General features: G+C 66.2%; 18 protein-coding genes. 11 read left to right on the top strand and 7 right to left on the bottom strand.

Going from position 1 to position 19,973, the window contains the following annotated elements; genetic code table 11:
• Nucleotides 1–163: 163 nt before the first annotated feature.
• Nucleotides 164–640, bottom strand: a complete 477-nt coding sequence (locus ARADN35_RS0110390) for a (2Fe-2S)-binding protein (RefSeq protein ID WP_010461796.1) — start codon at nt 638–640, stop codon at nt 164–166.
• Nucleotides 641–648: 8 nt separating this feature from the next.
• Nucleotides 649–2,919, bottom strand: coding sequence for a xanthine dehydrogenase family protein molybdopterin-binding subunit (locus ARADN35_RS0110385; protein WP_010461795.1), 2,271 nt, complete (start codon nt 2,917–2,919; stop codon nt 649–651).
• 393 nt (nt 2,920–3,312) lie between these two features.
• On the opposite strand from ARADN35_RS0110385, the gene urtA reads away from it, so the two are divergent.
• From urtA to urtE, 5 genes are all read left to right on the top strand, one after another.
• Nucleotides 3,313–4,584, top strand: a complete 1,272-nt coding sequence (urtA, locus tag ARADN35_RS0110380) for an urea ABC transporter substrate-binding protein (protein ID WP_010461793.1) — start codon at nt 3,313–3,315, stop codon at nt 4,582–4,584.
• A 164-nt stretch (nt 4,585–4,748) separates the two neighbouring features.
• Nucleotides 4,749–6,329: an urea ABC transporter permease subunit UrtB gene (urtB, locus tag ARADN35_RS0110375; protein WP_010461791.1), complete on the top strand. Its 1,581-nt coding sequence runs from the start codon at nt 4,749–4,751 to the stop codon at nt 6,327–6,329.
• Between the two features lie 7 nt (nt 6,330–6,336).
• Nucleotides 6,337–7,464, top strand: a complete 1,128-nt coding sequence (urtC, locus tag ARADN35_RS0110370) for an urea ABC transporter permease subunit UrtC (protein ID WP_010461789.1) — start codon at nt 6,337–6,339, stop codon at nt 7,462–7,464.
• The gene (urtD, locus tag ARADN35_RS0110365; RefSeq protein ID WP_010461788.1) at nt 7,461–8,336 is read left to right on the top strand and encodes an urea ABC transporter ATP-binding protein UrtD; all 876 of its coding nucleotides are present in this window, start codon (nt 7,461–7,463) and stop codon (nt 8,334–8,336) included. Before urtC ends, urtD begins: the two co-directional genes overlap by 4 nt.
• Nucleotides 8,337–8,504: 168 nt before the next feature.
• Nucleotides 8,505–9,197 carry an urea ABC transporter ATP-binding subunit UrtE gene (gene urtE, locus ARADN35_RS0110360; RefSeq protein ID WP_010461787.1) on the top strand — a complete coding sequence of 231 codons (693 nt, stop codon included), beginning with the start codon at nt 8,505–8,507 and terminating at the stop codon, nt 9,195–9,197.
• Between the two features lie 121 nt (nt 9,198–9,318).
• On the opposite strand, the gene ARADN35_RS26195 is transcribed toward urtE, so the two are convergent.
• A complete protein-coding gene (locus ARADN35_RS26195) occupies nt 9,319–10,239 on the bottom strand; it encodes a LysR family transcriptional regulator (RefSeq protein WP_010461786.1) in 921 nt (306 codons plus the stop codon).
• A gap of 199 nt (nt 10,240–10,438) precedes the next feature.
• Here ARADN35_RS26195 and ARADN35_RS0110350 point away from each other — a divergent pair, with 199 nt between their 5' ends.
• The 3 genes from ARADN35_RS0110350 to ARADN35_RS0110340 are packed head-to-tail and all read left to right on the top strand — an operon-like array spanning nt 10,439 to nt 14,366.
• Entirely contained in the window at nt 10,439–11,452 is a 1,014-nt protein-coding gene (locus ARADN35_RS0110350; RefSeq protein ID WP_010461784.1) for a porin, read from the top strand.
• Nucleotides 11,442–12,464, top strand: coding sequence for a Bug family tripartite tricarboxylate transporter substrate binding protein (locus ARADN35_RS0110345; RefSeq protein WP_010461782.1), 1,023 nt, complete (start codon nt 11,442–11,444; stop codon nt 12,462–12,464). Before ARADN35_RS0110350 ends, ARADN35_RS0110345 begins: the two co-directional genes overlap by 11 nt.
• Before the next feature lie 33 nt (nt 12,465–12,497).
• Complete coding sequence (locus ARADN35_RS0110340) at nt 12,498–14,366, top strand: CocE/NonD family hydrolase (RefSeq protein WP_010461780.1); 1,869 nt, start codon at nt 12,498–12,500, stop codon at nt 14,364–14,366.
• 134 nt (nt 14,367–14,500) lie between these two features.
• Here ARADN35_RS0110340 and ARADN35_RS0110335 read toward each other — a convergent pair whose 3' ends face one another.
• Nucleotides 14,501–15,328 (bottom strand): phosphatase PAP2 family protein, encoded by an 828-nt coding sequence (locus tag ARADN35_RS0110335; RefSeq protein WP_010461778.1) that lies wholly within the window; start codon nt 15,326–15,328, stop codon nt 14,501–14,503.
• A 316-nt stretch (nt 15,329–15,644) separates the two neighbouring features.
• Here ARADN35_RS0110335 and ARADN35_RS0110330 point away from each other — a divergent pair, with 316 nt between their 5' ends.
• From ARADN35_RS0110330 to ARADN35_RS28750, 3 genes are read left to right on the top strand one after another with little or no spacing between them, the layout of a single operon-like run.
• Nucleotides 15,645–16,712 (top strand): diacylglycerol/lipid kinase family protein, encoded by a 1,068-nt coding sequence (locus tag ARADN35_RS0110330; RefSeq protein WP_010461776.1) that lies wholly within the window; start codon nt 15,645–15,647, stop codon nt 16,710–16,712.
• Between the two features lie 32 nt (nt 16,713–16,744).
• Complete coding sequence (locus ARADN35_RS28755) at nt 16,745–17,218, top strand: metallophosphoesterase family protein (RefSeq protein ID WP_341864657.1); 474 nt, start codon at nt 16,745–16,747, stop codon at nt 17,216–17,218.
• Entirely contained in the window at nt 17,208–17,540 is a 333-nt protein-coding gene (locus tag ARADN35_RS28750; RefSeq protein ID WP_341864656.1) for a hypothetical protein, read from the top strand. Before ARADN35_RS28755 ends, ARADN35_RS28750 begins: the two co-directional genes overlap by 11 nt.
• 91 nt (nt 17,541–17,631) lie before the next feature.
• Here ARADN35_RS28750 and ARADN35_RS0110320 read toward each other — a convergent pair whose 3' ends face one another.
• The 3 genes from ARADN35_RS0110320 to ARADN35_RS0110310 form a co-directional block, all read right to left on the bottom strand.
• On the bottom strand, nt 17,632–18,819 hold the full coding sequence (locus ARADN35_RS0110320; RefSeq protein WP_081474602.1) for a porin: 1,188 nt from the start codon (nt 18,817–18,819) through the stop codon (nt 17,632–17,634).
• Between the two features lie 134 nt (nt 18,820–18,953).
• Entirely contained in the window at nt 18,954–19,079 is a 126-nt protein-coding gene (locus tag ARADN35_RS28690) for a hypothetical protein (protein WP_010461771.1), read from the bottom strand.
• A 39-nt stretch (nt 19,080–19,118) separates the two neighbouring features.
• Nucleotides 19,119–19,856: a TetR/AcrR family transcriptional regulator gene (locus tag ARADN35_RS0110310; protein WP_010461769.1), complete on the bottom strand. Its 738-nt coding sequence runs from the start codon at nt 19,854–19,856 to the stop codon at nt 19,119–19,121.
• Nucleotides 19,857–19,973 lie beyond the last annotated feature (117 nt).

Raw genomic sequence — 19,973 nt, 5'->3', positions numbered from 1 at the left:
CGCTACTCTAACGGGCCTGCATGGAGGGCTGGGTGTAGGCCGGGCTGCAGGCCGGGGCAGAGGCCGCCCTGCGGCTGTCAAGCGCCCTGAAATTCAGGTGAAAACGGGTTGAAGCGCTTTATTTATATGTGCTGATTGCTATAAAAAACAGAGCATACGGGGATCAGCTCGCTGGGCTTTTTCCCGTGCCCGTCCCCGCCGCCTGATGGATCGCCGCCCGGATTCGCGGGTAGGTGCCACACCGGCACGCGTTGCCGCCCATCGCGGCATCGATGTCGGCATCGCTGGGCTTGGGTGTTTTCTTCAGCAGCGCGCAGGCCGACATGAGTTGCCCGCTCTGGCAGTAGCCACACTGCGCCACATCCAGCACCGTCCACGCGGTGCGCAGGGCCGTGGCTTCAGGGCCTTGCAGGCCCTCGATGGTGGTGATGTCGGCATCGCCCACGGCCGACAGGGGCGTGATGCAGGCTCGCACGGGCTCGCCGTTCAGGTGCACGGTGCAGGCGCCGCACAGGGCCATGCCGCAGCCAAACTTGGTGCCGTTCAGATGCAACTCGCCGCGCAGCACCCACAGCAGCGGGGTGTCGGGTTCGGCGTTGATGGAGATGGCTTTGCCGTTGATGCGCAGGGTGGTGGGCATGGGGTTCCTTAGGCCAGTTTCAGGGGCAGGGCGCGCAGGCGCTGCCCGGTCAGGGCAAACAGCGCATTCGCCACCGCAGGCGCAATCGGCGGCACGCCGGGCTCGCCCACGCCCTCGGGCGGCTCGGCGCTGTCGATGATGTGGGTCTCCACACGCGGGCAGTCAGCCATGCGCAGCAGCGGCAGGTCGTGAAAATTGCTTTGCTGCACCTGTCCATCCTTCAGGGTGATCTCGCCATACAGCGCCGCCGTCAGGCCAAACACCACGGCGCTTTCCATCTGCTGCGTGATCAGGTTGGGGTTGATGGCGGCGCCGCAGTCGATCACGCACACCACGCGGTGCACGCGGATGGCCTTGTCGGCACCCACCGACACCTCGGCCACCTGCGCCACGATGGAGCCGAACGACTGGTGCAGCGCCACACCGCGCGCACGCTTCTCGCCTGCCTCGCCCGGTGCCAGTGGTTTGCCCCAGCCCGCCAGTTCGGCCGCCTTTTTCAGCACTGTCAGGTGGCGTGGGTGTTTTTGCAGCAGCGCTGCGCGGAAGGCCACGGGGTCTTGTTTGGCCGCGTGGGCGGCCTCATCCACAAAACCTTCCTTGAAAAACGCCTGGTGCGAATGCCCTACCGAGCGCCAGAAGCCCACGGGCAGCGGTAAATCGATGATCTCGTGCGCAATGCGCGCATGGGGCCATTCGTAGGGCTGGTCGAAGGCACCTTCGGACGTGGTCTTGTCGGGGCCAGCGCCCGCCAGGCCAAAGGTGCGCACCAGCACCTGCGGCACGATGGCCTGGCCCACGGAGATGTTATGCCACGCCACCAGTTGTCCCTGTGCATCAAACCCGGCCTTGAAGCGGGCCATGCAGGCCGGGCGGTAAAAGTCGTGCTGCGTGTCCTGCTCGCGGGTCCACAGGGTCTGCACGGGCGCACCACCGGCTACCTTGGCAATGGCGGCGGCCTGGCCCACGTAGTCCACCTCCAGCCGCCGCCCAAAGCCGCCTCCCAGCAGCAGCTGGTGCACGGTCACTTTCTCTTCGTCGATGCCCAATGCCTTGGCGGCTGCCATGCGGGCCAGGCCCGGCACCTGGGTAGATGTCCACACGGTGGCGGCCCCGTCCTTGAATTGCACCGTGCAGTTGATGGGTTCCAGCGCAGCGTGGGCCAGGTAGGGCGCGCGATAGTCGGCGGTGAGGGTGGTGGCCGCGCCCTGCATGGCCACGTCCACATCGCCCGCGCTGTGGTAGCCAAAGCCCTTGGCTTCGTCCAGCGCCTGGGCCAGGCGCGCCACCACGGTCTCGCTCGACAGCGTGGCGGCGGGGCCGTGGTCCCATTCCACGGTGACAGCGGCGGCGGCCTTTTTGGCATGCCAGGGTGTGTCGGCAATGACCGCCGCGCCACCGGTGCCCCCGTGGTAAGGCGCCACGGCCAGCACGTGTTTCACGCCCGGCAGCTTCTGGGCGGCGGCTGCATCAAAGCGGGCCACCTTGCCGCCACGGGTGGGGCACATCACCACGCTGGCGTGCAGCAGGCCGGGCGGGTGGGCGTCGATGCCGAACACGGCCGTGCCATCCAGTTTGGACGGCGCCTCGATGCGCGTCAGCGGCTTGCCAATCAGCTTGAACTGCGCGGGTTCTTTCAGCGTGACCTTGCCCGGCATGGGCTGCTGCGCGGCCAGGGCGGCCAGTTCGCCAAACGTGGCGCGCTGGCCGGCCACATGTTCCACCACGCCCGCGTTGGCCGTGCACTCTGCCGCCTGCACGTTCCACTGCGTGGCGGCGGCGCGGATCAGCAGGGCGCGCGCGTGGGCCCCGGCCTCACGCATGGGCAGCCACAGGTCTTTGATGCTGCTCGATCCGCCTGTCATCATCACGCCCACCTCGCGCATGGTCTTGGCTGTCAGCCAGCCCGCCACGGCTTTGATCGATCCGTCGTTGTCGGGGTGGAACGGCAGGCCGTCCACCACGGTGGCCAGGTTGTTGTAGATGTCGTCGATGGGCGCCATCTCCAGCCGCACCTGCGCCCAGTCGGCATCCAGCTCTTCCGCCAGGATGGCGGCCAGACCCGTGTGTGCGCCCTGGCCCATTTCGGACTTGGCCATCATTACCATCACTGTGTTGTCGGCGCCCACCTTGAGCCAGCCGTTCAGCGCTGCCTGCCCGCTGGCGCTGGGCACGGGGGCGGCCGGGTGCAGGCGCTGGCGCGGCGGCATCACGCCCCAGCCAATGACCAGCGCGCCCGCTGCTGCGGCGCCACCAAGGAGCACTGTGCGTCGTTTCACCATGGGGTCATTCCTTCGTGGCGTAGGTTGGCTGGTTGGAGGGCATGCGGGCCCGGTGCAGAGGGCGATGGTTCAAACATCGTAAACCCACGACCGGGATTCCACCGGCACTCCAGGGACTTGATATTTTGGGTATTTTTGGGCGCCAGCGCTTATCCATAGAGCGCTAAAAGCTATTAAATGCATAGCGTTTCGCCTACCCGACACAGCTTCGGTGTGCAGACCCCGGCTGTCTGCAGCCGGGCCGCGGTGTACGCCACCCGGCGTATTTCCCAAGCCGGCCCCGCTCTCCAGAATCCATTCCATCGCCCGATCCGCCACGGCTCCACCACGGAGCCCGCCGGGCGAAGCGGTTTGATTGATTCACTGATTGAAACCACCACCGGAGAAGCACACATGCAACGTCGTTATTCCCTCAAGGCCCTCGCGGCCGTCGCTACGCTCGCTGGCCTGTCTGCGCTGCCAGCCCATGCCCAGGACACGATCAAGGTCGGCATCCTGCACAGCCTCTCGGGCACCATGGCCATCTCCGAAACCGTGTTGAAAGACACCGTGCTCATGGCCATCGACGAGATCAACGCCAAGGGCGGCGTGCTGGGCAAGAAGCTCGAACCCGTGGTGGTGGACCCGGCCTCCAACTGGCCCCTGTTCGCCGAAAAGACCAAGCAGCTGCTCGGCCAGGACAAGGTCTCGGTGATCTTCGGCTGCTGGACCTCGGTGTCGCGCAAGTCGGTGCTGCCCGTCGTGGAAGAAATGAACGGCCTCCTGTTCTACCCCGTGCAGTACGAGGGTGAGGAACTCTCCAAGAACGTGTTCTACACCGGCGCCGCGCCCAACCAGCAGGCCATCCCTGCGGTGGACTACCTGATGAGCAAGGACGGCGGCAGCGCCAAGCGCTGGGTGCTGCTGGGCACCGACTACGTGTACCCCCGCACCACCAACAAGATCCTGCGCGCCTACCTCAAGTCCAAGGGCGTGAAGGATTCCGACATCGACGAGAAGTACACGCCGTTCGGCCACTCTGACTACCAGACCATCGTTGCCGACATCAAGAAGTTCAGCCAGGGCGGCAAGACAGCCGTGGTCTCCACCATCAATGGCGACTCCAACGTGCCCTTCTACAAGGAACTGGGCAACGCGGGCCTGAAGGCCAAGGACGTGCCGGTCGTCGCCTTCTCCGTGGGCGAGGAAGAACTGCGTGGCGTGGACACCAAGCCACTGGTGGGCCACCTGGCCGCCTGGAACTACTTCCAGTCCATCAAGAGCCCCGAAAACACGGCCTTCATGAAGAAGTGGGCGGACTACGCCAAGGCCAAGAACATCGCCGGCCACAAGGACAAGCCACTGACCAACGACCCGATGGAAGCCACCTACATCGGCATCAACATGTGGAAGCAGGCGGTCGAGAAGGCCAAGAGCACCGATGTGGACAAGGTGATCGCCGCCATGGCCGGCCAGACCTTCAAGGCACCGTCGGGCATCGTCAGCAAGATGGACGAGAAGAACCACCACCTGCACAAGAGCGTGTTCATCGGCGAGATCAAGGCCGATGGCCAGTTCAACGTGGTGTGGAAGACGCCCGGCCCGGTCAAGGCCAAGCCATGGTCTCCTTACATCGAAGGCAACGACAAGAAGAAGGATGAGCCGGACGGCAAGACGAGGCTGTGATTCGGTACACCCCCCTGAGGCGCTTGCGCGCCTTCACCCCCTCTCTCACGCTTGCGCGTGGGAGGGGGGACGCCGCCAGCGCGGCGGGGCGGCCCTTGCGCGGCGGCCCTCGCTTCTAGATCGCGCGTGCTTTGCGGCCCACTGCTTTTCACACAGCTCTCGTCATGCTTGCTTCCATCTTTTCTCGCTTGATCGCCTGCCTGCTGTTGTGCACAGCGGTGCAGGCGCACGCGCTCACGGCTGAGGCTGCGCGGGCCATGGCGGCGGGTGATACCGATGACCGGATCGCCGCGCTGCAGAAAGCCATTGCCACGCCCGACGAGGCCACGTTGGCGTTTATCCGCGCGATGGGTGACGACGCCGTGAAGATCGCAGGCGACAAGGCCATCGTGATCAAGGGCGACAAGGGGCTGGACCCCGTGACCGGCGCCGAAGTGCCGGTGCCCGACGACGCCGAAGACATCGTCAACAACAACCGCATGCGCGGCGAGTTCGACACCGCATTGGCTTCGCTCCAGCTGATGTCCACCGACATTGCACAGCGCCGCAGCGCCATCGAAGCGCTGCGCGAAGAGACGGACGAGGCCCGCCTGCCGCTCGTCGAAAAGGCGCTTGCCGCCGAGCAGGATGTGGCCCTGAAGGGACGCCTCACCAGCATCCGCGCGCGCATCCTCCTGAGCAGCAGCGATGCCGCCAAGCGCCTGGAAGCTGCACAGCACCTCGCGACCAGCGGGAACCCCGCCACGCGCTCCGTGCTGCTGGAGCAGCTGCGCAGCGAAGAAGACCCCAAGGTCAAGGCCGCCCTGCAGGCGGCACTCAAGACGGTGGAAGACAGCCTGCAATGGGGCGAGCGACTGGCGGCGATGTTCACGGGCATCAGCCTGGGCTCCATCCTGCTGCTGGTGGCGCTGGGCCTGGCCATCACCTACGGCCTGATGGGCGTGATCAACATGGCCCATGGCGAGCTGATGATGATCGGCGCCTACGCCACGTATGTGATGCAGGGCATCTTCCAGAAGTATTTCCCTGGTGCCTTCGACTGGTACCTGGTCGCCGCCGTGCCCGCTGCCTTCATGGCGTCAGCGCTGATGGGCGCGGTGCTGGAGCGCAGCGTGATCCGCTTTCTGTACGGCCGGCCGCTGGAGACCTTGCTGGCCACCTGGGGCATCAGCCTGATGCTGCAGCAGCTGGTGCGCACCGTGTTCGGCGCGCAGAACGTGGGCGTGGAAAACCCCTCGTGGATGAGCGGCGGCGTGCAGCTCATGGAGAACCTGCAGCTGCCCTGGAACCGCGTGATCATCGTGGCCTTTGCACTGGCGGTGCTGGGCGGCGTGGCCTTTCTGATCAGCAAGACGCGCCTGGGCCTGTTCGTGCGCGGCGTCACGCAAAACCGGCCCATCGCCTCGTGCATGGGCGTGAACACGGCGCGTGTCGATACCTACGCCTTCGCGCTGGGCTCCGGCATCGCGGGCCTGGCGGGCTGCGCGCTCAGCCAGGTGGGCAACGTGGGGCCGGACCTGGGCCAGGGCTACATCGTCGACTCGTTCATGGTGGTGGTGCTCGGCGGCGTGGGCCAGCTGGCCGGCACCGTGTATGCCGCGCTGGGCCTGGGCGTACTCAACAAGTTCCTGGAAGGCTGGACGGGCGCCGTGCTGGCCAAGATCGCCGTGCTGGTGTTCATCATCATCTTCATCCAGAAGCGGCCGCAGGGCATCTTCGCGGTGAAGGGCCGTACGGCGGATTGAGACCGTTATGACTACCCCTGCTATCCAACTCCCCGCACCCGCTCCGCTGCTCACCCGCAGCGGCTGGTCGGCCTTCATCGTGGCGCTCATCGTGGTGTGCGCCGTGGCCCCCGTGCTCAACCTCTGGGTGCCGGCCGGCAGCCCGCTGCACCTGTCCGACTACGCCGTGGCGCTGCTCGGCAAGATCATGTGCTACGCCATCTGCGCGCTCGCCATGGACCTGATCTGGGGCTACACCGGCATCCTGAGCCTGGGCCACGGCCTGTTCTTCGCATTGGGCGGCTACGTGATGGGCATGTACCTCATGCGCCAGATCGGCCGCGACGGCAATTACAAAAGCGACCTGCCCGACTTCATGGTGTTCCTCGACTGGAAGGAGCTGCCCTGGCACTGGATGCTGTCCGACAGCTTCGTCGCCACGTTGTTTCTCATTGTGGCGGTACCGGGCGTGATCGCGTTTGTGTTCGGCTACTTCGCGTTCCGCTCGCGCATCAAGGGTGTGTACTTTTCCATCATCACGCAGGCCATGACCTACGCGGCCATGCTGCTGTTCTTCCGCAACGAGACGGGCTTTGGCGGCAACAACGGGTTTACCGATTTCAAGCGCATCCTGGGCCAGCCGATTGCCACGCAGAACATGCGCATGCTGCTGTTCGTGATGACGGGCGTCACGCTGCTGGTGTTCTTCCTGCTGGCGCGCTGGCTGGTGCGCAGCAAGTTCGGCCGCGTGCTGCAGGCGGTGCGTGATGCCGAAACGCGGGTCATGTTCTCGGGCTACTCGCCGCTGCCTTACAAGCTCACCATCTGGACCATCAGCGCCATGATGTGCGGCGTGGCGGGCGCGCTGTACGTGCCCCAGGTCGGCATCATCAACCCCGGCGAGATGAGCGCCGCCAACTCCATCGAGATCGCGGTCTGGGCCGCAGTGGGCGGCCGCGCCACGCTGATCGGCCCCATCGTCGGCGCCTTCATCGTCAACGGTGCCAAGAGCTGGCTCACCGTGACTGCGCCGGAGTTCTGGCTGTATTTTCTGGGCGCGCTGTTCATCGCCGTGACGCTGTTCCTGCCCGATGGCGTGGTGGGCCTGGTGAAGAAGCTGAAGAAAAACAAGAAGACTGAAGGAGCCGCGCCATGACGCCCGATCTGATGGACGAAGGCGCAAGGCGCATTCAGGCCAAGCTGGCACCCGCTGCGCTGGGCCAGACCGAATCCGGTGGCCGTGCCGCAGGTTTCTCGCGCATCGCCACGCCCGGTGAGGTGGACATCACCCACGGTCGCATCCTGTACCTGGAAGATGTGAACGTGAGCTTTGACGGCTTCAAGGCCATCAACAACCTAAGCCTGGACATCGCACCCGGCGAGCTGCGCTGCATCATCGGCCCCAACGGCGCGGGCAAGACGACGATGATGGACATCATCACTGGCAAGACGCGGCCGGACAGCGGCACGGTGTACTTCGGCTCGACCATCGACCTGTTGCGCCACAACGAGCCGGAGATCGCGAGCTTGGGCATAGGCCGCAAATTCCAGAAGCCCACGGTGTTCGAGCAGCTCAGCGTGTTCGAGAATCTGGAGTTGGCCTTGAAGACGCACAAGGGCGTGAAGTCGAGCATGTTCTTCCGGCTGGATTCCGCGCAGTCGGACCGGCTGGCGGAGATCCTGCACACCATTCACCTGGCCGACAGCGTGGCGCGCATGGCAGGTAACCTGAGCCATGGGCAAAAGCAGTGGCTCGAGATTGGGATGCTGTTGATGCAGGACCCCAAGTTGCTCTTGCTGGACGAGCCCGTGGCGGGGATGACGGATGAGGAAACGGCGCGCACGGCAGAGCTGTTTCTGACGCTCAAGGGCAAGCACTCGCTGATGGTGGTGGAGCACGACATGTCGTTCATCCGCACCATTTCGGAGATCGTGACGGTGTTGTGCGATGGGGCCGTGCTGGCGCAGGGCACGCTGGACCAGGTGCAGGCGGATGAGCGGGTGATTGAGGTGTATCTGGGGCGGTGATGGATGCTGCCTGCTCTCTTTTCTTGGCGGGCGGTGCGCTGTTGCGAAGGGCGGGGGCGGGACGACTCTCGGAATCCGAACTCAGTACAGGCGCACCAAATGCTTCTAAATTAATAGCTGCTAGCGCTTGATGGATAAGCGCCAGAGGCCAAAAAAGCTCCAAATACCATGCTCACCGTCCAAAACATCAACCAGTATTACGGCGGCTCCCACATCCTGCGTGATGTGAGCCTCTCCGCGCAGGCCGGCAAGGTCACCGTCCTGCTCGGGCGCAACGGCGTCGGCAAGACCACGCTGCTCAAAAGCCTCATGGGCCTGGTTCCTATCAAGAGCGGGGGCATCACGTTCGACGGCAAGCCCATCGACAAGACCACGCCGTACGACCGTGCCCGCGCAGGCATCGGCTTTGTCCCCCAGGGCCGCGAGATTTTTGGCCGCCTCACGGTGGAAGAAAACCTGCGCATGGGCCTGGCCTACAAAAGCGGTTCCACCCCCGTGCCGCCGCACCTCTACGAGCTGTTCCCTGTGCTCAAGCAGATGCTCAAACGCCGTGGCGGCGATCTTTCCGGTGGGCAGCAGCAGCAGCTGGCGATTGCCCGGGCGCTGGCGCCAGGGCCGCGCCTGCTGATCCTGGACGAGCCCACCGAAGGCATCCAGCCGAGCATCATCAAGGACATCGGCCGCGTGATCCGCATGCTGGCCGACAAGGGGGAGATGGCCATCCTGCTGTGCGAGCAGTACTACGACTTTGCGCAGGAGCTGGCCGACGAGTACCTGGTGATGGAGCGTGGCGAGGTCATCGCGAGCGGCCCTGGCAGCGAGATGGAGGCCAAGGGCATTCGCAACCTCGTCGCGATCTGAAGCCGTACCCCCTGAGTCGCCTGCGGCGCCTTCCCCCCGCTCTCGCTGCGCAGGAGGAGCACGCACCCCATGGCCTGGCACAGCCAGTTCCACGGGTGCCCTGGCGAGGGGCGTGCCAGTTTCAGAGAGCTGAAGGCAATGCGACGGCGGGGGAAGGTGCTTCCATCGCCTCCACCAGCAGCCGGGTGAAGGTGTCCTGCAGCGGCGAGGTCGTCGCGCTGGTCACCGTTGCGATGCCCAGCTGGTAGGCGATGCGGGGCCTGAACGGGCGCGACGTGATCGCCTCGTACGGGCAGTGCTGCGCCAGCAAGGCGTTCACGATCGAGACCCCGAGCCCTTGGGCCACGTGGGCGCAGGCCTCGCTGATGGAGTGCACCTCCAGCGCCACGCGCGGCTGCACGCGCCGTTGGCGAAAGGCCATGTCGATGTCGTGGCGGATCTGCCGCTGGCGCCCCAGCAGGATCAGGCTGACGTCGATCAGGTCGGTGGGGCTGACCTCTGCCAGGCCTTCGAGTGCATGGCCCCGGGGCATGATGCACACGGCTTCGGAGTCCAGGCTGGCGCGGGTGCTCAGTCCCTGCATCTCCATGGGCAGGCGCACGAGGCCGATGTCCGCATCGCGGCTCAGCAGTGCGCGCTCGGTGTCGTTGTACGAGCCTGACAGCACCTCCAGCACCACGTCCGGATGGGCCTGCATGAAGCGCTTGGCCAGCACCGGCATGAGCGTGGTGGCCAGCGTGCTGGGCACCGCCACCTTCAGCAGGCGCCGCTTGAAGCCGCCCAGGCGCAACTGCTCGGCATGGCGGCGAAAGCACTGCGCCGAATCCATCAACACCTGGGCGTCGTGCAGCAGCGCATGGGCTTCGGCCGTGGGGCTCAGGCGGCCCTTTTCGCGCACGAACAAACGCAGGGCCAGGTCCTCCTCCAGCTGCGCCAGCAAGCGGCTGATGGCGGGCTGCGACAGCCCCATGCGCTCGGCCGCGCCGGTGGTGGAGCCGCTGAGCATGATGGCCTGGAAGGCCTCGAGTTGCTTGAAGTTCATGGGGTGGAAAAGGGGCAGACGTTCGGGTATGCAGGCAGCCGGCCTGCATCTTTGCACTGCTGCCACGCCAGCGCAAACCTGCGGTCTATTGCATAGGGTCATCAGCGTTCGTCATAGCGTTGTGGCCGAGCACCTCGCTCCACAGAATCGGCGGCGTCATCAGCCAACCTGGCACCACCCCTTCAAGGAGCAAGATTTCATGAGGCGCTCATTTCCCTTCGCGCTGGCCGCCTGCGGCCTTTCCGTTTCGGCGGCGGTACCCGCTGCCGCACAGGACCTGCAGGTCTATGGCCAGGTGCGGCTCACCGTCAACAACGTGAAGACCGGCAACGCCGGCTCCGTCACGGAAGAGCGCGACAACGCATCCCGCCTGGGCTTTCGGGGCAAGGAAGACCTGGGCGATGGCCTGGCCGCACTGTTCGGCCTGGAGATGGGGCTCGAAGCCGACTCCGGCGCCGCCACCACGCCAGCGTTTCGCAACAGCTACGCCGCCCTGCGCGGTGGCCTGGGCACGGTGGCGCTCGGGCGGCTCGACTCGGCCAACCCGACCGGATCGCCGCTGTACTCGCAAGTCACGCGCATCACCTCGTTCGCCGCCAACGACGCCGGGGCCACGGCCATCGGCACCTCCATCCTGAACGCGCGCAACCGCACGTCCAACGCCATCGGCTACCAAAGCCCCACCTGGGGCGGCGTCAACCTGCGGGCGCGCTACTACCTGCGCGGCGACGCCAAGACGCCCGAGCAGGAAAACGGCGCCAAGTCGCTGGACCTGGGCCTCAACTATGCCGACGGGCCCTGGTCGGCAGGCATCGGCTACGGCAAGGACACGCGCCCGGGCGGACTGCTGGCCAACGAGTTCTCCAGCAAATGGCAGGCCGGCATGCGCTACGACTTCGGCGCGATCGAGCCCTATGTGCTGCTGGGCCGCGATACGTACGCCAGGGCGTCGGCGACCACGCGCGCCGATGTGGACTACTGGCTGGTGGGCACGCGCTTTTCGGCCGACCAGCACGCCATCGTGGTCAACGTGATGCAGCGCGATGTGCAGGCGTCGCTGCGCGGCCTGCGCAAGCGCCAGCAGGTAGCCTATACGTATGCCCTGTCCAAACGCACCGAGCTGCAGGCCTTCATCGACCGCGACGGCATCGATTCGAGCCGCAGCAATGTGTCCGTGCGCGCCATCGGCGCAGGAGTTCGCCATGATTTCTAGAACGACCACCAACCCTGCAGCCCCGCGCCGCCGCTTCGTGCTGTGCACGCACCACCGGCTGGTGGCCGGCCTGGCGTGGTTGGCACTGATGCTGGCGGCGCCGCAAGCCGCCCATGCCGCCGAGTTCCCCGAGAAGCCCGTGCGCATCGTGATTCCGTTTCCGGCAGGGGCAGCTGCGGACACGGCCATGCGTGTGGTGGCACGCAAGATGTCGGACCTGTGGCGGCAACCTGTCGTCATTGACAACCGGCCCGGTGCGCACGGCTTTCAGGCGGTCACTTCGGCGCCCGCAGACGGGTACACGCTGCTGATGGGGGCTGGTTCGGGCATGGTGACGGCGCCGCTGCTGTCCAGCAAGCTCTCGTACAACCCGTCGCGTGATTTTGTGCCCGTGGGACGGGTGGTGATCAACGTGCCCATCCTGACCACACACCCGAGTCTGCAGGTCCGCACGGTCCAGGAACTCATTGACCTGGCCCGCAAGAGCCCGGGCACGTTGAACTACAGCACCAGCGGCAATGGCAGCCCCGGGCACCTGTCGATGGAGATGTTCCAGGCCGCCACGGGCACGCGCATGGTGCAGATTCCCTACAAGGGAGGCGGCCCCGCCGTGAACGAACTGGCGGGGGGCCACGTGCAGCTGGGCATCAACGCCGTGCCCAGTGTGGCGGCGCACATCCGGTCTGCCAAGCTCGTGCCCCTGGCGGTGGCAAGCGCCAAGCGCTCGCGGGCATTCCCCCAGGTGCCAACGATGGCCGAGGCGGGCCTGAAGGATTTCGAGTACGACATCTGGTACGCCCTGTTCGCCCCCACGGGCACTCCCTCGGATCTGGTCCACAAGATCAGCAAGGTGCTCAAAAGCGCGTTGGTCGATGCCGAGGTGGCCAGCCTGCTCGTGGCCCAAGGAGCTGAGCCTGCGCCCACCACACCGCAGGAGCTTGCACGCTTCATGCAGGACGACACTGCGCGCTGGGCCAAGCTGGTCAAGGAACGCAACCTCAAGCTCGATTGAGTGGGCCAGTCCATGAACACAATGACGATCTCAATGGCTGCCCAGTCAATGGCTACACAGAGCGGCGTGACCCGGCACACCCATTGGGTGGCCATGCGCGACAGGGTTCGCCTTGCCACCGACGTGTACCTGCCCACGGCCACTGCACACACACTGCCCGTGCTGCTGGAACGAACGCCCTATGGCAAGGATGCCGAGACCCGGCGCGAGCGCACGGCGGCCAACCCTGCTCCCATGCGGCGCGGCGAAGTGGCCGCCCGTTTTGCCCAGGAAGGCTACGCCGTGGTGGTGCAGGACTGCCGTGGGCGCTTTGACTCGGAGGGCCAGTTCACCAAGTACCTGGGCGAGGCCCACGACGGTGCCGATACGATGGAATGGATCATGGCGCAGCCCTGGTGCAACGGCCAGGTTGGCACCTATGGCCTTTCGTATGCCGCCCATACACAGACCGCACTGGCCAGCCAGCGGCCCGCTGGGTTGAAAGCCATGTTTCTTGAATGCGGCGGCTTTGCCAATGCCTACCGAGGGGGCATCCGCCATGGCGGGGCTTTCGAGCTCAAGCAGGCGGTTTGGGCGCTGCGCAATGCGCGCAGTGGTAGCAACCACATCAGCGAGTCCGCTCGAAGGGCGCTGGATGAGGCTGACATTGGAGCCTGGTTTCAGCGGCTGCCCTGGTCCCGGGGAGATTCGCCGCTGCAATGGGCACCCGAGTACGAGGACTATCTCTTCGGGCAATGGGAGCGTGGCACCTTCAGCGACTACTGGCGCCAGCCCGAGCTGTATGCGGCCGGTCGCTACGAAGCGTTTGACGGCCTGGCCGTCATGCTGATGTGTGGCTGGTGGGACCCCTATGCGCAGACCACGACCGACAACTATCTGGGCCTTTCACAGCGCCCGGATTGCAAGGCGCGCATGGTGCTGGGCCCCTGGACGCATGGCGAGCGCAGCGTCCCTTACGCCGGCGACGTGGATTTTGGGAACGCAGCGGTGCTCGATGGCACGCTGGCCGATGACTACGTGGGAATGCGGCTGGCGTGGTTCAACCATTGGCTCCGGGGACAGCCGTTGCCCAAGGGGCAGGAAGATGCCGTGCGTTACTTTCGCATGGGCGGGAGCTCTGGGCTGCGCACGCCCGAGGGCCGGTTGGACCATGGTGGAGCCTGGCGCAGTGCCACCGGTTGGCCGGTGCCAGGTACCAGCTTCACCCCCTGGTACCTGTGCCCGCAGGGAGTGTTGTCCGAGGTGGTGCCCGAGCAGGAAAGCAAGGCCACCTTCGAGTTCGACCCGGAGCGCCCGGTGCCCACCATCGGCGGTTCCATCACGTCGGGAGAACCCTTGATGGTGGCTGGCGCGTACGACCAGCGCACCGGCGAGGGCATTTTTGGCACGCAGGAACCCTTTGGGCCGCTGGCGGACCGGGACGACGTGCTGGTGTTTCAAACGCCGCCACTCGATCAGGATGTGGAGGTGACAGGCCCCATCACGATCGAACTGTGGGTGTCGTCCACTGCGCCAGACACCGATTTCACAGCCAAGCTGATCGACCAGTACCCGCCCAGCCACGACTACCCGCTGGGGTACGCGATGAACCTGACCGACGGAATCCTGCGCTGCCGCTACCGGCATTCTTGGGAGCAGCCCGGGATGATGGAGCCAGGGACGGTGGTGGAAATCACGATCGAGCCCATGCCCACCTCCAACCTGTTTCGCAAAGGCCACCGTATCCGGCTTGACGTCTCCAGCAGCAACTTTCCTCGGTTTGATGTCAACCCCAATACCGGGGCTCCCGAGGGCAGTGCCGGGCCTCGAAAGCTTGCGCGCAACAGTGTTCACATGGGGCCAGGGTGTCCGTCCCGCGTGATGTTGCCGGTGTTGGTGGTGCCCGAGTGTCCAGCCTGGTAACGAGGGTCTTGGGGCAGGGATGGCCTGAGCGGAGCATTGCTTGCTTTGGCCGCCCACGGGCGAGCCCGCAGGCAGCGCAGGTAGCTCAGTGATCCCGCAACACGCCCTGCGGAGTCGTGCGTGGGCCGGGCTGTTCACCTGCTGGCAGGCGAGGGGGCCGCACCACGCCAGCGCGACACACTCTCCATGATCAGCACCGTGCACAGCACCCATGTACCGGCGAGCAACCAGCCTGCCAGCACATCGCTGGCGTAGTGCACCTGCAGCACCACGCGGCTCCATCCCGTGGTGAAGATCAGGGCGCCAGCGGCCATCGCGGCGGGCAGGTGCCAGGCGCGCGGCAGCAGCCGCGTGGCCAGATAGGCCAGCATGGTGTAGGCCGTCATGGACGCGCTGCTGTGCCCGCTGGGAAAACTGAATCCATCCTCCTGCGCGATGCCGTGAACATGTTCGGGTCGCACGCGTTCAAAAAGCGCTTTGAGGATCTTGGTCAGTGCACCGTTCCCTGCCAGGGCCACCAGCCAGCCGGTGGCCAGCAGCCGGTGCTGGCGCACCCATAGTGCCACCGCCACCACCACCGCGGCCCCTGTGAGCACCCATGAGTCACCCATGTGGGTCAGGGCTGCAAACCAATTCAGCATGGCCGTGTCCGCCTGGGCGCGCAGGCCAGCGGCAATGGCATCGTCCAGCGCACCCCAGTGGCCCCCTGTGCGCCCGCTTTCGGCCAGCTCGGCCATCGTGGCGCCCGCCAGTACCAGCGCGCCAGCGCTGGCGCCCACGGCGGCCACCACCACCCCGTGCGCCCGCGCTGGCAAAAAACGGCGCAGCGGCGGGCTGTGGCGCCGCACCGTGCGCAAGCCGCTCAGTGCCAGCGCACCCCACAGGGCCGCAGCCACCACGCCTGCCAGCCACCATTCCAGGGGGTGGCTCGCCAGCAGCGCTCCCAGCTCGGGAAGTTCCATTGTTGTCATTGGCATCGGTTGTCAGCGGCTTTCATCGTCCAGATTGTCTCGACCCTTAAGGGAATCGGGCGTTGTACCGGAGTTCCCTACATCCTGCCAAAGCACAGGTGTATCGCGCCCCTGTGCGACGGGGCGCCATGGGGACGTCTGTCGGCAACCTCTGACAGGGCAAGGGCGCAGCTGCTGGCTGCGGTACGAGGTCAGTTGGGCGACCATTCAGTCCATTGCATTACAAAAATCAGGACGGCGAGAGGGTCTGCCGGGTGCAACCCGTTCCCGGCAATTTCCCGCCGCTTCCTGACACCGCTACCGAACCATGACCCCTTCCGAGCATCCCCATCCCGTCCGTCCCCACGGTCCCATCCATCTGGTGGTGCCCAAACGCCCGGGTGCGGATCTGGATCTGCTGCGCGCGAAATTGGAGGGTGTGCCCGCCCTGCAAGAGCACAACGTGGTCTGGCATGTACCCGACCAGCGGGGCGACATCGTGCAGCTGGCGCGCGACGCTGCGCAGGCGGCCCTGGCCGATGGTGGCCTGGTGGTGGCGGCCGGGGGCGACGGAACGATCAATGCGGTGGCCTCGGCGGCGCTGTGGGCGGGCGTGCCGCTGGGCGTGGTGCCGATGGGCACGTTCAACTACTTCAGCCGTGAACATGGCCTGGCCCTGGACCCTGAAACCGCTGTGCAAGACATGCTGCAGGCGCTGCGCGATGGAGACCTGCGCCCGGTGCAGGTAGGCTTTGTCAACCGGCGCATGTTTGTCGTCAATGCCAGTGTGGGCCTGTACCCCAAGCTGCTGGCCGACCGCGAAATGGCGTCGCGCCGTTTTGGCCGTTCGCGCTGGGTGGCCGTGGCGGCCGCGGTGTGGAGCATGTTCCGCCCCTCGGCAGGCCGCCGCTGGCGGGTGGTGATGAAGACACACCGTGGTGCCCAGGCCCAGCAGGAAGAGCATCTTGTCACGACACTGTTTGTGGGCAACAACCCGTTGCAGCTCGACCGCATGGGTTTGCCACAGGCACAAATGGTGGCCGACGGTGGAAAGCTCGCTGTGGTGATGCTCAAGCCGCAAGGCCGATGGGCCATTGCGCGCACGGTGTGGAATGCGGCCACGGGGCAGCTGCACAAAGACAATGCCGTGGTCAGCATGGCCTGTACCGAGCTGACCGTGACCCCAGCCAGCTGGCGCCCACCCCAGGTCAAGCTGGCGTTTGACGGGGAGCGTGAATGGATGGCCCCACCCCTGCATTTCCGCCTGAGCGAGCGGCCGCTGTGGCTGGTGGCACCCACGTTGTTGATGCGTGATGATGCGCCCCAGGCGCAGTCCGATGAGGCACGAGCCCATGCGTTTGTGCCCGCTCCGGCAGAAGGCCTGCTGCCCGCTTGACGCAGCATTGTCAACCCTCGCAGAAAGCACCGATGACCGTTTTGATGCACCTGTCGGATCTGCACTTCGGTGCACACGATCCAGCGGTGTGTGCGGCCGCACAGCGGCTTGCGCAGCGGCTGGGGGTGGCGATGGTGGTGGTGTCGGGGGACCTTACCCAGCGCGCCACGGCCCTGCAATTTGAGCAGGCCGCGCGGTTTGTGCAGGGCCTGCATGCCCGCTCCAATCTGGTGCTGGCGGGCAATCACGACCTGCCTTTGTTTGCCTGGTGGATGCGCTGGGGCAGGGCCTATGAGCGGTATGCGCAGCAGTTCGGCATCGACCAGGAGCCCGTGCGGCAAATGGGCGCCTTTTACGTGGTGGGCGTCAACACCACCCGCGCCTGGCGGCACGAGCGGGGTAGCCTTTCGTCGGCACAGATCGATCATGTGGCCATGCTGCTGGCGCGTGCGCCGCCGGACGCCTGGCGCATTGTGGCCAGCCACCATCCCCCTGGTGTCCCGTGACCCCACCGACCGCGCACACCGGCCCCACCGGGCGGATGAAGCGGTGCAGCGCTGGCGCACGGCGGGCGCCCAGATGCTGCTGTCGGGCCACGTGCATGAGCCGGGCGTGCTGCAGCCGTTGCCGGGCCTGTGGGCCTGCCGCGCCGGCACGGCGGTATCGCACCGACTGCGCCACGGCAGCCCCAACAGCCTGGTGGTGTTGACCGTGGAGGCATCGGGCACTGCGGTGGGAGGCTGGGCCCGCTATGCCGCGCGCTGGGACTACGACCAAGCGGCGGGAGAGTTTGTGTGTGTGTTGCGGCAGGCGGTGGGGGCGCTGTGAGTAGCTGGTGCCGGGCACTGCCACTCAAAAAAAGGGGCGCCCGAAGGCGCCCCAACCTTGGGACTCTCAGCAGATATTTCCGAAAAACAGCTCAGAAGCGGTGGCGCACCCCCACGGCAAAGCTGGTGCCTTGCGCGCTCACCACCGAGGGCGGCGCGGGCAGCGTGCGGGTTTGGGTGCTGTCGCGCATCACCATGGCATACAGGTCGGTGCGTTTGGACAGGAAATAGTCGTACCCCACGGTGAATACCCTGCGCTCCACATTGCCACCTGCCAGCGTGGCGGGTACGGGGCCCACGGTGTCTCCCGTGCGGCGGGCGGCGTAGCCCGCCAGCACGCGGCCAGCGCCCACGGGCATAGAGGCGCTGACGTCCCACACGCGGTACGACACGTTGAGCGGCGTGGTGGCCGTGCCCCGGTTCTCGATGCGGCCCACGTGGGCGAACAGCTTGACCACCTCGAAGTCGTACGACGCCGCCAGTTGCCACGCGCGCGTGTTGTTGGCCGAGGTGCCGTCCGCAAAAGTGGTGGGATTTTTCTGAACGCTCTGCCATGCCAGTGACGCTGCCATGGGCCCTTGGGCGTAGGCCAGACGCGCAGCGCTGTTGCCGCCGCCCTGGCCTTCCGAGATGGAATGCGCCACCGACCCGTTGAAGCCCGCGAAGTGGGGGCTGTCGTACACCACGGAGTTGGCCCAGGCGGTGCCACCGGTCAAAGGGCCACCGATGAACGTGGTGAGGTTGAGCGGCCCGAACACGGTGGAGTCGCCAAACGCGTTGGACGTGATGGCGTTGAGGAACAGCAGCGACGTGACGTTGCCTGCGCGCACGCGTCCCCAGCGGGGGTGGGCCAGACCCACCCAGGCGGCGCGGGAGAACACCGGGTCTGCGGCCACGCTCACGGGCGCTGGCAGGGCATCACTGCGCCCGGTGGCTCCAGAGTCATTGCGCACAAAGGAGGAGAGTTCGAACTGGGCCGACAGTCCGTCCCCCAGGTCTTCATTGCCACGCACGCCCCAGTGGCTGGTGGACATGCCGCCGCCGTCCAGCTTGGTCACGGCGCGGTCCTGTGCATTCACGCCGCCTGCGGGGCTGGCGAAGCGGCCCACCGCAGCGTCCACCAGGCCATAGAGCTGCAGGCCGGGCCCCTGGGCGGGCGGGGCGGGCTGGGCGTGTGCGGCCAGGGCTGCGGTGGAAAGTGTGGCAGTGCCCAGGGTGCGCGCCCACAGGCGGTGGCAGGCCACAGGTCGGGAAAGAAGGGAGAAATGGCGGGGTGTCATGGTGTCTTTCGGTTCGTAGGTCGGGAAAGCCGGCGCGAACGGGCCCACGGCGCAGCCGCAGGCGGCTGTTCCGAAACGGGCGGGTTCGGCAGGGCGGGGCTATTCAGCGTCTTGTGAACGCTGCAAGGGGGCGGCTAGGGTGCGCCGGTCTGGCGTGCCGATTCCGCTGGGGTGGCGGTGGTGCGCTGGCCTTTGCGCACCCGGGGGCGGGTGGCTGGGGCGTGGATACGGGCGATGTGGGTCATGCGGGGCTGGCGCATGGGGCGAATGCGGGAGGGGCGGGCGGCCGTGGAGCCGAGTCAGTGCACCGCACCGCCACAGGCACCACGCATGCCCTGCGCCACAAAGCGCACCAGCAGCGGGCCGGCTGCGGCCTCGTCGCCGGGCTGGTTCTGGCCGTAGGACAGGCGTTCGATGCGTTGGTCGTTCACGTGGTGCAGCAAGGCCCCCAGTGCGAACTGGTAGCACCAGGCGGCCTGGCTGCGGGTGGCCTGGGGCAGGGCGGCGGCAATGGCGTCGATGAAGGCGTGGGCCAGCGGGTCGAACAGCTCGCGGATGATGGGCTCGTCTTCTTCCAGGTGGTCGTTCATGCCACGCGACAGCAGGCGCAGAAAGTGGTGGCCCGCAGGCTGGCGGGCCACCTCCAGCACGGGCAGCACGAAGGCCTTGACGATTTCCTCCAGCAGCTGACCGGGTGGGGCCGCCTGCTGGGCTTGGGCCAGTGACTGCAGCCGCACGTCGATGTAGCCGGCGTGGGCGCGGAAGATGGCGTGGTACAGCGAGAGCTTGGGCCCGTAGTAGTAGCCCACCAGGGCCAGCGGCACACCGGCTTCGTCGGCAATGTCGCGGATGGACACCCCGTGGAAGCCGCGCGTGGCAAACAGCCGCTCGGCGGCCTGCAGGATGTTGGCCTGGCGATTGGGCGCCAGCGTCTCGTCACTGGCGGCGCTGCGGCTGGCGGCCCGCTTGCGGGCTGGGGCTGCGTCGGCGGGGGACGGCGTGACGGAGGTTTTTGGGGCAGATTTTGGTCGTGGCATAGGCTGGTTTATACGTTTGTATAAATTTATTGTACACTCGTACAAACCCCAGTTGATGGCGATTTGTACGTTCGTATAATTTTTTGCATGGACGCGTTGAAAGCCTTGCTGCACAAG

Origin of the sequence: Acidovorax radicis N35 (assembly GCF_000204195.1) — a bacterium.
Classification (GTDB): domain Bacteria; phylum Pseudomonadota; class Gammaproteobacteria; order Burkholderiales; family Burkholderiaceae_C; genus Acidovorax; species Acidovorax radicis.
The sequence above is the reverse complement of the archived record's forward strand: the minus strand, read 5'-3'. Positions and strand labels throughout refer to the sequence as shown.